The 12,629-nt window shown below is 68.8% G+C and carries 12 protein-coding genes; 11 read left to right on the top strand and 1 reads right to left on the bottom strand.

Annotated features, from left to right (window positions below; translation table 11 throughout):
* Window positions 1-35 precede the first annotated feature (35 nt).
* The 8 genes from U0034_RS17555 (at window position 36) to U0034_RS17520 (ending at window position 7,493) form a co-directional block, all read left to right on the top strand.
* Window positions 36-1,064 carry a beta-ribofuranosylaminobenzene 5'-phosphate synthase family protein gene (locus tag U0034_RS17555; RefSeq protein WP_085227190.1) on the top strand — a complete coding sequence of 343 codons (1,029 nt, stop codon included), beginning with the start codon at window positions 36-38 and terminating at the stop codon, window positions 1,062-1,064.
* Between the two features lie 84 nt (window positions 1,065-1,148).
* Entirely contained in the window at window positions 1,149-2,081 is a 933-nt protein-coding gene (locus U0034_RS17550) for an NAD(P)-dependent methylenetetrahydromethanopterin dehydrogenase (protein ID WP_085227189.1), read from the top strand.
* A 35-nt stretch (window positions 2,082-2,116) separates the two neighbouring features.
* Entirely contained in the window at window positions 2,117-3,328 is a 1,212-nt protein-coding gene (locus U0034_RS17545) for an ATP-grasp domain-containing protein (protein WP_085227272.1), read from the top strand.
* Window positions 3,303-4,331: a methenyltetrahydromethanopterin cyclohydrolase gene (gene mch, locus U0034_RS17540; protein WP_085227188.1), complete on the top strand. Its 1,029-nt coding sequence runs from the start codon at window positions 3,303-3,305 to the stop codon at window positions 4,329-4,331. The genes U0034_RS17545 and mch overlap by 26 nt, the downstream gene beginning before the upstream one ends.
* A 2-nt stretch (window positions 4,332-4,333) precedes the next feature.
* A complete protein-coding gene (locus U0034_RS17535) occupies window positions 4,334-5,407 on the top strand; it encodes an ATP-grasp domain-containing protein (protein ID WP_386092250.1) in 1,074 nt (357 codons plus the stop codon).
* Window positions 5,400-6,314, top strand: coding sequence for a triphosphoribosyl-dephospho-CoA synthase (locus tag U0034_RS17530; protein ID WP_085227186.1), 915 nt, complete (start codon window positions 5,400-5,402; stop codon window positions 6,312-6,314). Before U0034_RS17535 ends, U0034_RS17530 begins: the two co-directional genes overlap by 8 nt.
* 146 nt (window positions 6,315-6,460) lie before the next feature.
* Window positions 6,461-6,970: a formaldehyde-activating enzyme gene (fae, locus tag U0034_RS17525; RefSeq protein ID WP_085227185.1), complete on the top strand. Its 510-nt coding sequence runs from the start codon at window positions 6,461-6,463 to the stop codon at window positions 6,968-6,970.
* Window positions 6,971-7,091: 121 nt separating this feature from the next.
* Window positions 7,092-7,493, top strand: a complete 402-nt coding sequence (locus U0034_RS17520) for a hypothetical protein (protein WP_085227184.1) — start codon at window positions 7,092-7,094, stop codon at window positions 7,491-7,493.
* A gap of 103 nt (window positions 7,494-7,596) precedes the next feature.
* Here the strand turns inward: U0034_RS17520 and U0034_RS17515 are convergent, their stop codons facing one another.
* On the bottom strand, window positions 7,597-8,115 hold the full coding sequence (locus U0034_RS17515) for a dihydroneopterin aldolase (protein ID WP_085227183.1): 519 nt from the start codon (window positions 8,113-8,115) through the stop codon (window positions 7,597-7,599).
* Between the two features lie 376 nt (window positions 8,116-8,491).
* Between U0034_RS17515 and U0034_RS17510 the strand changes: the two genes are divergently transcribed.
* From U0034_RS17510 to U0034_RS17500, 3 genes are read left to right on the top strand one after another with little or no spacing between them, the layout of a single operon-like run.
* A complete protein-coding gene (locus tag U0034_RS17510; RefSeq protein WP_085227182.1) occupies window positions 8,492-10,543 on the top strand; it encodes a sigma-54-dependent Fis family transcriptional regulator in 2,052 nt (683 codons plus the stop codon).
* Complete coding sequence (locus U0034_RS17505; protein ID WP_085227181.1) at window positions 10,540-11,136, top strand: flavoprotein; 597 nt, start codon at window positions 10,540-10,542, stop codon at window positions 11,134-11,136. The genes U0034_RS17510 and U0034_RS17505 overlap by 4 nt, the downstream gene beginning before the upstream one ends.
* Window positions 11,115-12,503, top strand: coding sequence for a DUF6513 domain-containing protein (locus tag U0034_RS17500; RefSeq protein ID WP_085227180.1), 1,389 nt, complete (start codon window positions 11,115-11,117; stop codon window positions 12,501-12,503). The genes U0034_RS17505 and U0034_RS17500 overlap by 22 nt, the downstream gene beginning before the upstream one ends.
* Window positions 12,504-12,629: the final 126 nt, after the last annotated feature.

Genomic DNA, 12,629 nt, shown 5'->3' with positions numbered 1-12,629 from the left:
CGGCCCGGCCGTCACGCCCAACGAGGAACCCAGCGATGCCGCTTCATTTTCGCCGTCATTCGCCGCGCAGCGCGGTGAGCGTGGATGCCCCCGCCCGGCTCCACCTCGGCTTTCTCGATCCGAGCGGCACGCTCGGGCGCGCGTTCGGCAGTCTCGGGCTCGTCATCGACGGCGAGGGAACCCATATCGAGGCCCGCATGGCCGCGGCCGATTCCATCGAAGGTGCGGCATCCGCCGGCGAACGCGCGCGCATCGCCTGGTGTCTCGACCGGCTGCGCGAGGCGTACGGCGCGAAGCCCATCGTCTGCAACGTGGTGCGCACGCCGCGCGCACACACGGGTCTCGGCTCCGGCACGCAACTCGCTCTGGCTGTGGGGACGGCTTACGCACGGCTCACGGGCCATACGGCCACGACCGCCGAAATCGCCCATCTGCTCGGTCGGGGCCGCCGCTCGGGCATCGGCATTCTCGGCTTCGACTCGGGGGGCCTGCTGCTCGATGGGGGCAGCAGCCGCGGCGTACAGGCCGCAGGTGTGCCGCCGCTCGTCTCACGCCAGCCGTTTCCCGACGAATGGCGCGTGCTGCTCGTCACCGATACTTCGCGCGAGGGATTGTCCGGCGATGCAGAGCGGCGCGGGCTCGCCACGCTCGCGCCGTTTCCGCAACACCTCGCCGCGCACCTGTGCCATCTCGCGCTGATGCGGATCATGCCGGCGGCGGCCGAAGCCGATTTCACGGCGTTCGCCGCAGGCGTCACCGAACTGCAGCAAACGATCGGGGAGTACTTCGCGCCCGTGCAAGGCGGTGTGTTCGCGAGCCCCGACGTGGAGACCTCGCTGCGCGCAGCCGCGACCGAACGCATGGCCGGCATCGGTCAGACCTCCTGGGGGCCCACGGGCTTCGCGTTCCTGGCTAGCGCGCAGGAGGCCGACGATGCGCTGACAGCCGCGCGCGCGGCTGCACGTGGCAAGCCCCACATCGAATGCGCCGTGGTCCGGGCGCGCAATCGCGGCGCCGTGGTTCGCGTGGCCGGCGCGCGCGAAGAGCGCGTGGACGCGGCATGAGCGCCGCCGCGCCCCCGTGCGCCGCCCGCCCTCTTTCGTTCTTCATGCGCCGCCCATAACCGCTCACGACCAGAGTCTTTTGCCATGTCAGAAGCCACCGCAACAGAAAGGCCCTACATCCTCCACATGCTCACGGCCACACCGCAGATGAGCCCGTTCGACGTCAACATGGCAGCCGATGCGGGCTATCAGGTCATCGTGCCCTACTGCAACGTCGAAGCCGACATGGTGACGAACCTCACCCAGGACGCGATCTTCTCGCGCGGCCCGAAAGGCGTTTCGCGCACCGGGATTTTCATCGGCGGACGCGACGTCATGCTCGCGGCCGACATGCTCGAGACCGCCCGCAAGGCGATGGTGCCGCCCTTCGAAGTCTCCGTATTCGCCGATCCGAGCGGCTCGTATACGACCGCCGCGGCGCTCGTCGCGCTCGTGGAACGGCATCTGAAGCGCACACATGAAATGGAACTCGGCGGCAAGCGGGTGCTGATCCTCGGGGGAACGGGCGCGGTCGGACGCATAGCCGCCGCGATGGCCGCCTCGCTGGGCGCCGACGTCACGATCGCAAGCCACGGCTCGCTCGAGCGGGCCAGACACGTGAGCGAGGAGATCAACACCCGCTTCGGCATTCACACCACTGCCACGAGCACCGCCTCGAGCGACACGCTGCGCGCCGCGCTTGCCGACACCGAGATCCTGATGGCAACAGCCACGGCGGGCATCCAGGTCGCAAGCGCCGACGATCTCGCGCACGCGCGGCGGCTGATCATTGCGGCCGACGTCAATGCCGTGCCGCCCGAGGGCATCGCGGGCGTCAACGTCATGAACGACGGCAAGCCGATTGGCCCGAACGGCGATGCAAGCCCGATCGGCATCGGCGCACTCGCGATCGGCAACGTGAAGTATCAAGTCGAGCATCGGCTCTTCGTTCAGATGCGCACGAGCAGCAAGCCCGTCTACCTCGGCTTTCCGCAGGCGTTTGCCGAAGCGCGCGCAGTCGCCGCGGGCCTCGGTTGATGCGGCTGCCGCCTCGTTGAATGACGCCGATTGCCATGGCACCGCTCACTCCTTCATGCACCGCGCCGCTCGTCGCGGTGGCCGGGCTCTCCGCCCGCATGCTCGCCCGCTCGGCCGCTCAGGCTGGCTTGCGCGTCGCCGCGCTCGATGCGTTCGGCGACCGCGACACGCGCGCAGCCTCGTCCATCTGGTTCGACGTGGCCGGCCCCGGCCTGTCGATCGATCGCGCCCGCGTGGCGGACGCGCTGCGCCGTCTTGCGCGGCTGCCGCGCATGATCGGATGGATCGCCGGCAGCGGGACGGAGCCATTCGTCGACGAACTCGCCGAGGCACGCGGGCTGCCGCCGCTCATCGGCAATCGCGCACCCGCGGCCGCCGTGCGCGACCCGCACCGCTTCTTTGCACTGCTCGACGCGCTCGGCATCGCGCACCCCGCCGTTTCGTTCGCGCGCCCGCCCGGCCCCGGATGGCTGTTCAAGCGCGCCGACGGCTGCGGCGGCACGCACATCGTACGTGCCGGCGAGGCCCGCGATGGCGATATCGGCCGCGGCTACTTTCAGCGCGAGGCGCAGGGCCGCGCCTGCTCGGCGCTCTTTCTGGCCGCGCGCGGCAAAGCCCGCGTGATCGGTTTCGCCGAGCAATCGAGCACGGCCGCCGGCACCCTGCCGTATCTGTACACGGGCGCCATCGGCCCGGTCGCGCTGCCGGCGGCGTGCGCCGCACGCGTGTGCGATGCGATCGCCCGGATTTGCCGCGAGACGGCGCTCGTGGGCCTGAACAGCTTCGATTTTCTGCTGAACGACGACGGTGACATCTCGGTACTCGAGATCAACGCGCGCCCGTCCGCCACGATGGCACTTTACGAAGCCGCCTGGCCGCAGCGCTGGCCGCTCGGCCTGCTCGCGTGGCACCTCGACGCGTGCCGCCACGGTCGCCTGCCCGGCGAGACCGGCATCGACGAAGGCCCGCCTTCGACCTGCGTCGGCCAGCAAGTCGTCTTCGCGCCGAGCGCGCTCGTCTGCACGCAGGCACTCAGCGACGCCTGCCTCGCCGACCCCGCGTGCCGCGACGTGCCGATGCCCGGCACGCGCATCGGCGCGCACGAGCCGCTTTGCACGATCGTTGCATCGGCACGCACGCCCGCAGCGGTCCGCCAGGCGCTCGAACACCAGCGCGCGGCGGTGCTGCAGCGGACCGAAACCCTTTACGAGCCCCCCAATCATGCCTTTGTCGCCTACTCCGCCTGAAGCCGGGGCCGCCGCGCCCCTCAGCGTCAATGCGCTCAGCGAGCGTCTCGTCCAGCGGCTCGTCGACGATGCCGCCCGTCTCGGTGTAGCGGCGACGCGCACGGACGGCGGCACGGTGCTCGTCGATGCCGGCATCGACGCGCCCGGCGGCCTCGAAGCGGGCGTGCTCATCGCGCGCATCTGCATGGGCGGGCTCGGGCGCGTGGCGGTCCGCACGAGCGTCGAAGCCGAGCCGCTCTGGCCGACGATGATCGACGTGCAAACCTCGTCGCCCGTGCTCGCGTGCCTCGCGAGCCAGTACGCGGGCTGGAGCCTCGCGGCGACGAAGGAGCAAACCGGCGGCAAGAAGTTCTTCTCGCTCGGCTCCGGGCCCGCGCGCGCGCTCGCCGGCAAGGAACCGCTTTTCGACGAACTCGGCTATCGCGACCGGCATACGCGCGGCGCGCTCGTGCTCGAAGTCGACCGCATGCCGCCGCAGGTCGTGATCGACAAGGTGCTCGGCGATTGCGCGCTAGCGCCCGGGCAGCTCACGATCGCCGTCACGCCTACGCATTCGATTGCGGGCACGGTCCAGGTGATCGCGCGCGTGGTCGAAGTGGCCCTGCATAAAACGCACGTGCTCGGCGTCGATCTCGGGGAGATCGTGGCGGGCGCGGGCTGCGCCCCGCTGCCGCCCCCGGCCCCCGACGGCATCGAAGCGATGGGCCGCACGAACGACGCGATTCTCTATGGCGGGCGCGTGCATCTGACGGTGCGCCACGACGCGGCCGCAAAGCGGCTCGCCGCCGAGTTGCCGGCCTCGAACTCGCGCGACTACGGCCGCCCGTTTGCCGAAATCTTCGCGTCGTTCAACTACGACTTCTATCAGATCGACGCGGCGCTCTTCGCACCGGCGCAAGTGTGGGTCAGCAGCCTCGAAAGCGGCAAGACATGGCATGGCGGCAGCCTCGAGTACGCGGTGCTGCAACGCCACTGGAACGCCGCTGCGGACCGGACCGAATGACGATGCCCCCGTCCTGCTCCATCGATGCGGGCGCGGCCGACCGCGGGCTGCGCATCGCGATCATGACCGACGAGACCGGGTGGCATACCGGCCGGCTCAAGAAAGCCTTTCGCGCGCGCGGCGCGGATGCGCGCTGCGTCGATCTTGCCGATTGCCGCATCGACACGACGTGGGCGCCGCACGGCCTCGTCATCCCCGGCTTCGGCCATGCGCTGCCCGATGCCGTGTTCGTGCGCGGCATCGCGGGCGGCACGTTCGAACAGGTGACGCTGCGGCTCGGCATCCTTCACGCACTGCGCGAACTCGGCGTGCCCGTGTACAACGACGCACGCGCGATCGAGCGCAGCGTCGACAAATCGATGACGAGCTTTTTGCTCCATCGCCACGGCGTGCCGACGCCGGCGGCGTGGGCCGGCGAATCGACGGCCTTCGCTCAGCGGCTGTTGATGCGCGAAGCCGCGGCCGGCCGCGCGCTCGTGCTCAAGCCGCTTTTCGGCTCCCAAGGCCATGGCCTGCTGCGGCTCGGCGCCGCCCGCCCGCGCGTTGCCGCCTCACCGGCCGCCGCAGCGCGTTGCGCATCGCCAACCGCCGAAACGCCGGCCGACGAATCCGAGCCGCTCCACGCCACCACCTTGCCGCCGCTCGGTGCCTACCGTCATGTCGCCTACCTGCAGCGCTACGTCGAAAGCGGCGCACCCGGCTTCGACTGGCGCGTGCTCGTGATCGGGGCGCGCGCGGTGGCCGCGATGCGCCGCGTGGGCGGCAACGGCTGGATCCACAACTTCGCGCAGGGTGCGCGCTGCGAGGGGGCCGAGCTCGCGCCGGCGCTCGCGCAAACCGCGCTGCGCGCGGCCCGGGCGCTCGATCTCGACTACGCCGGCGTGGACCTGATCGCCGATGCCGGCGACGAAAACCGGCCGCTCGTACTCGAAGTCAACGGCGTGGCCGCCTGGCGGGGCCTGCAGTCGGTCACCCCGGTGGATATCGCCGCAGCGCTCGTGGACGACCTCCTCGAGCGCAAGCTCGCCGGCGCACGCGGCGCACACGTCGTCGAGCTGGCCCCGCGCCATGCCTGAGGCCATCGACGAACTCCGCGATCGCGCCCCGGCGTTCGCGCGCGAAGCTTTTCTCGCGGCCTGCCGGCTCGACGTGGCCGTCGCCAAACCCGGCAACGTCAGCGAGCGCAGCGCGGGGCACGGTATGGTGGCAGCCCAGTTCATCGAGTCGGCCCGCGCAGCGGAGGCACCGCTTTTTTGCCGCGGCGCGCCGGTTGGCGCGCGCGTGCTCGGCGCGGTGGAACGCACGCGCGCGGCCGTGGGTTGCAACACGAATCTCGGCATCGTGCTGCTCGTTGCGCCGCTGGCCGCCGCGCTCGATACCCTGGCCGCCCAGCCCGATGCACAAGGCTGGCACGCCGCCACGGAAGCCGTGCTTGCGCGGCTCGACCTCGACGATGCGCGCTCGGCCTATCGCGCCATTGCGCTCGCCAACCCGGGCGGACTCGGCGACGCGCCCGAACAATCGGTGCATGCGCCGCCGAGCGTGGGCCTGCGTGCGGCGATGGCGCTCGCCGCCGAGCGCGACAGCATCGCCCGCCAGTACGCGAACGGTTTCGCCGACATCTTCGGCGCGGGCCTCGCAGCCGCCTGCGCGGCCGGCCCCGGCGAGGCGCCCGGGCACGCCACACTCGACGTGTTCCTGACGTTCCTCGCCGGCTGGCCCGATTCGCACATTGTGCGCAAGCACGGCCTGGCCGTGGCGCAGAGTGTCACGGGCGAGGCGTGCCGATACCAGCGCCTCTGGCGGGATCTGATGGCCCGCGGCGAGCCCGCGCGAGCCGGCGAGTTGCTCGCCGGATGGGACGCCGAACTCAAGGCGCGCGGACTGAACCCCGGTACCAGCGCGGACCTCACGGTCGCGACACTCTTCGTCGCGCTCGCCCTGTCGGGCGCACGGACCGCCTCGCCGGAGCGCACCGCGTGACTGGCATGAAACCTGTTAGGTAGGGCCACCGTGCATCGCTTGTCCAAGCGCGCGCCCAGCATGCGCCCTCGCGTGAGTGGCGCGCCGCACGCATCGCTCGAGGGCGCCAATCAGAAACTCCATATCCACCCAATCGGAGGAACAGCATGGCCAAGATCAACCGCGTCATGGTAGGTGAATCGCTCGTCGGGGACGGCAACGAGGTTGCGCACATCGACCTCATCCTCGGGCCGCGCGGCTCGGCCGCCGAGACCGCCTTCTGCAACGCGCTCACCAACAACAAGGACGGTTTCACGACGCTGCTCGCGGTGGTCGCGCCGAACCTGGCGACCAAGCCGAATACGGTGATGTTCAACAAGGTCACGATCAAGGGCGCGAAACAGGCCGTGCAGATGTTCGGCCCGGCTCAGCACGGCGTTGCGATGGCCGTGGCGGACAGCGTCGAGGACGGCACGATCCCGAAGGACGAAGCCGACGACATCTTCGTCTGCGTGGGCGTGTTCATCCACTGGCTGGCCGACGACGACAAGAAGATCCAGGAATACAACTACAAGGCGACGCGCGAAGCAATCCAGCGCGCGGTCGCGGGCACGCCGACCGCAGCCGAGGTCGTCGAGAAGAAGGCAGCCGTCGCCCACCCGTTCGCCCCGAACTGATCAGGCGGCATTCGACCTGCGCGGCTCGCGAGAGCCGCGCGGCAGCACAACCGCCCGGATGCGCGCGAATGCGAAGCGGCGTATCGTAGGTGGGCAGGAGACGTTCGAAAGAGGCACACGTATGATCAAGACACGTCGCGCGACGTTGGCCGGCGCCTGCCTCGTCTGGGCGGCCCAGAGCTGGGCCGCAGGCGGCGGCACGCCGTCACCCGCCTCGCATACGGGCTACGACTACCCCACGCAAGGCCGCGTCGAGTATGTGCTCACGTGCATGGACGACAACGGTCACGATTTTGCCAACGTCTACAAATGCTCGTGCGTCATCGACAAGATGGCGGCGGCGCTACCCTATGACGAATTCGTCGATCAGTCGACGTTCGCCCGGTACGCGTCGCTGGGCGGCGAAGGCGGCGCGGAGTTCCGCGTCGATCACGCGAAGAAGCAGACGAAGGCATTCCGTACGTTGCAAGCGAGCGCGTACCGTGCCTGCGGGCTCACCGGCGACGTAACCGCCGCGAAGTGACCCCTGCGCAATAGCGCGCGGGCGCGCTGGCGGCCGGCTATCCGGCACCTTACCGGTGTCGGCTCTCTCCCGGTTCGTCGGTTCGGCTGGTTCGGCCGGTTCGTCAGTTCGGCCGCTTCGGCACGAGCCCCGCGCCGAGCGAAGCCCAAATCGGCTCGTCGCGCCGCCGCGCACCGCGCCGCCGCTCGATCACGACGCCCACGGCGCGCACGTCGTCGAACTTTGCCGGCTTCGCGAGCGAGACGCGCACCCAGTGCGCACCGAAATCCCGGAGAACGAGTTGGGCCACCTGCTCCGCGAGCGCCTCGAGCAATTGCACGCCGTGCGAGGCGAGAAGCGCATGCAGCGCTTCGCGCACGGCAGCGTAGTTGATCGTGTCCTCGATGCGATCGGTCGTGCAGGCATGCAACGACGGCAGGCCGATCGCGATGTTCATCCGCACGGGCTGCGGCGTATCGAGTTCGCTGCGATCGATGCCGATCACCGTCTCGCCCACGAAATCCTCGATGAAAACGATATCGAGCGCATCCGCGGCAGCGGATTGCTCAGCGGGCGCTCCGCCGTAGCGAGGCTCGGGCTCGGAAGTCGTGCTCGAAAGGCGGGTCGAATCGATGCGGTCCATAATTGCTGCTCCACCGGCATGCGGCAAATATCGTATAAATGAAGACAGTGCGCGGTCGTGCGCGACAACGTGTACCGCCGCTGCAACATTGACCGGGGCGGCCGACCGGCCAGCGACGGCTCGTATCAGTAAAGCAAGAAGCGGGCGCGGTCATCCGTACCTGATGCGACTTCTTATTGAACACGGGCGCCATCGAGGGTAGAGTTTTTGCACGCCGGGGCCAACAATGTTGTATCCGGTGATATGGAAACCCGAAAACAGTCGTCGCGCACGCGGACAGAAGAAACCGCGGCGTCAGGGGACAACGTGAAACGGAGCGCCTGACCGCGCCGGCCGCAAGCAGGCCGCGCGAGTCGGTGCCGATGGAGACAACCCCATGTCATTGCTCGCCGACGCCACCTCGCATGTCCGTGAAGTGTTCAACGTCGTCAATCACCACCTGCCGTCTCACCCGATGAGCGAGCCCGTGACTCAATCGTGGGCACGTTGCCTGAACGATTTCAAGCTGGACCCGGGCCGCTTCGTCACCCCGCCCGTGCTGACCGACTATGAACTCGACGCGCGGCGCGAGGCCGTGAGCGACCTGATCGCCTGCGCGAAGCTCGAAATGACGACGCTCTATCAACAGCTCGCAGACCCGGAGCTGGCCGTCGTGCTCGTCGATGCCGCAGGCGTGATCGTCCATCAGGTCTCCTCCGCGCCGTTCGCCGAGGCGGTGGCCGCCGACGGCTTTCGCATCGGCGCGCTCTGGAGCGAACGCGAGGCGGGCACGAACGGCATGGGCACCTGCATCGCCGAGCGCGACTGCATCGCCGTGTGCCAGCACGAGCATTTCTATGCGCGCTACACGTCGCTCACCTGCTCCGCCGCACCGATCTTCGACGATCGCGGCGAGATAGCGGGCGTGCTCGACGTGACGAGCCGCTCACGCCTGCTGCAGCAGCATTCGCTCGTGCTCGTGGGCATGTCGCGCCAGATGATCGAGAACCGTCTGCTGAGCGCGCGTTATCGGCACGTCAACATGATCCAGTTTCACAGCCGCCCGGAATTCGTCGGCACGCTGCACGGCGGCAAGCTCGCCGTCGACGACGAAGGCACGATCCTCGCCGCGAACCGCAGCGCGGCGTTCCAGCTCGGCCACCGCACGCTCGACGAGCTGCGCGGCAAACGCATCGACGAAGCGTTCAACGCGTCGATCGAGGACATGATCGCGCGCAGCATCCGCGGCTCGTTCCATCCGATCACGGTCTACAGCGCGAACGGCACGAACCGTTTCTTCCTGGTTGCGCAAACCCCGCAAAACGCGAGCGCCACACGTACGGCAAGCACGACGCGCATCCCGACACCCGAGCCCGCGGCCACGCGGCGCGGTGGGCGCGAGGCGAGCCCCGCGGCCAGCCGCCTCGACAAGATCGCGCACCTGGAATTCGGCGATCCGCGCATGGCTTCGCAGATCCAGCTCGCGGCGCGGGTGATCCAGCGCAAGATCCCGATCGTCCTGCGCGGCCAGACCGGCACAGGCAAGGAAGTGTTCGCGCAAGCGCTGCACAGCATCAGCCCGCTCGCCAACGGCCCGTTCGTCCCGGTGAACTGCGCGTCGCTGCCCGAGAACCTGATCGAAAGCGAGCTTTTCGGCTACCGGGCGGGCGCATTCACCGGCGCCCAGCGCGAGGGCCGGCGCGGCAAGATCGTGCAGGCCAACGGCGGCACGCTCTTTCTGGACGAAATCGGCGACATGCCGCTCGCGCTCCAGGCGCGCCTGCTGCGCGTGATCGAGGAGCACGAAGTGACGCCGCTCGGCGCGGAGACGACGGTCAAGGTCGATTTCCAGCTCATCAGCGCGAGCCACCGCAATCTGCTCGAACTCGTGCAGAGCGGCCAGTTCCGCGAGGATCTCTACTACCGCCTGAAGGGCATCGAGATCAATCTGCCGCCGCTCGCCGAACGCGTGGACAAGCTGCCGCTCATCCATCATCTGCTCGAAACCGAAACCGACGAGCCGCCCGAGCTCACGCCCGACGCGCAACGCGCGCTGCTCGGCTATCATTGGCCCGGCAACATCCGCCAGTTGCGCCACGTCCTGCAGATGGCGGTCGCGCTTTCCGACGGCCAGCCGATCCAGCTCGCGCACCTGCCCCCCGAAGTACTGCAGGGCCAGCCGGTCGCGGCGCAGCAGCCCGAGGCCCCGGCACGCATCGAATCGGCGCCGGGCATGCCGCACCTGACCGAGGACGCCGACATCTCTTCGCTCAACGCGATCCAGCTCAACGAGCGCGAAACGGTGCTCTCGATGCTGGACGAGTACCGATGGAACGTCAGCAACGTGGCCAAGGCGCTCGGCATCAGCCGCAACACGCTCTACCGCAAGATGCATCGCCTGCATATCCGGCTGTCGCACGACGGCTGCCCTCCGACCTTGAACGCATGACCCGAGAGCCCGTTCGCCAACTCACCGACTTCAAACCTGATGCACGTTTCGCCTGGTGCGTGACCGGCTCGGGTCACATGCTTGAGGAATCGCTCGCGCTCGCCTTGCAACTGCCGCGCACCGACCTCTTCCTCTCGCGCGCCGGCGAGGAAGTGCTGCCGCTTTACGGCTGGCCGATCGCGCGGCTGCGGCAGCATTTCCGCGTGATTCGCGACAACAGCGCGAGCGGCGTACCCGTCGGCATGCTCTATCACGGCCTCTATCACACGGTCGTCATCGCGCCGGCCACGAGCAACACCGTTGCCAAGTGCGCGTTCGGCATCTCCGATACCCTGCCCACGAACATGTATGCACAGGCCGGCAAACAGTGCATTCCAGGCATCGTCTACGCGTGCGATACGGAGCCGACCGTCGTCACGCAAAGCCCGAACGAATGGGTCGAACTGAAGCCGCGCGCGATCGAGCTCGACAACGTCGCGCGCCTCGCGCGCTTCGAGCACACGACGCTCGTCACCTCGCTCGATGAACTGAAGACGGCGCTCGACGAACGGCTCGCCACGCTCGACCTCGCATGGACCATATCCTCTTCCTGACCGGGCGCCTTGCCGAGCCGAGCCTCAAGCGCGTGCTCGACGGCATGGCGCCCACGCCGTTCACCTGGGAAATCCGCGAACTCGGCCTGCAGGTGGCCGCGCTGATGACGGCCGACATGATCCGCAGGCGACTGCCCGCGCCCATCGCGGCCCAGCGCGTGATAGTGCCGGGCCGCTGCCGCGGCGATCTCGAGGCGTTGAGCGCGCATTACGGCATCCGAATCGAACGCGGCCCCGAGGAAGTCAAGGACCTGCCGCAGTTTTTCGGGCGCGAGGCCCGGCCCGTCGATCTGTCGCGCTACGACACGGCGATCTTCGCCGAGATCGTGGACGCGCCGCGGCTCGGCGTCGACGGAATCGTCGCGCGCGCGAAGGTCTATGCGGCGCAGGGTGCCGATGTCATCGATGTCGGCTGCCTGCCCGAAACGCCCTTTCCCCATCTCGAGGATGCCGTCGCGGCATTGAAGGCCGACGGATTTCGCGTCAGCGTCGATTCGATGCGCAGCGAGGAGCTGCTGCGCGGTGGGCGCGCAGGCGCCGATTATCTGATGAGCCTGAACGTCGATACGCTCTGGATCGCCGACGAAGTGGCGGCCACGCCGATCCTCGTCGCGCGCGAGCCGGGCGATACGGCGTCGCTCGACGCCGCGATCGACGCGATGAGCGCACGCGGGCGCGCCTATCTCGCCGATCCGATTCTCGATCCGATCCCGTTCGGCCTTGCCACCTCGATCGCACGTTACGTTGCGTTGCGCGAGCGCTACCCGGATGCACCGATCATGATGGGCGTCGGCAACGTCACCGAGCTGACCGAGGCCGATACGAGCGGCATCAACGCGGTGCTGCTCGGGCTCGCGGCCGAGCTGCGCGTCGCGGCGATCCTGACCACGTCGGTGAGCCTGCATGCGCGGCGCGCGGTGCGCGAAGCCGATGTCGCGCGGCGCGTCATGCATGCGGCGCGGGAGGCGAAGGTGCTGCCCAAAGGCATGGGCGGCGCGCTCGCGACCGTGCACGACAAACGGCCGTTTCCTTATAGCCGCGACGAAATCGACGAGTTCGCGCGCGGCGTGCGCGACCCGAATTTTCGGGTGCAGGTGGCCGAAGACGGCCTGCACGTCTATAACCGCGACGGACATTGGCGCGAGACCGATCCATTCGCGCTCTACCCGCGTCTTTCGTTCGGCGACGATGCGGGCCACGCGTTCTACATGGGCGTGCAGCTTGCGCGCGCCGAGATCGCCTGGCAGCTCGGCAAGCGCTTCAACCAGGACCAGGCGCTCGATTGGGGATGCGCGCTCGACCAGCCCGAGGAAGATCTCGGCGCTTATTGCGCGCCGGGCACCACGATGAAGGCTCAGAAAGAATAAGCGAGCGTGCCGGGCCGATTCGAATTGACTTGCAACAGCGCGCAGCAGCCCGTCGAGCCATCCGGGGACAAAGCTGCCGCCGCGGCAGCCTTCGATTCGGGCCGCCCGTTTGCCGAATCGAAAGGC

Source organism: Trinickia caryophylli, assembly GCF_034424545.1.
Lineage (GTDB): Bacteria > Pseudomonadota > Gammaproteobacteria > Burkholderiales > Burkholderiaceae > Trinickia > Trinickia caryophylli.
The sequence above is the reverse complement of the archived record's forward strand: the minus strand, read 5'-3'. Positions and strand labels throughout refer to the sequence as shown.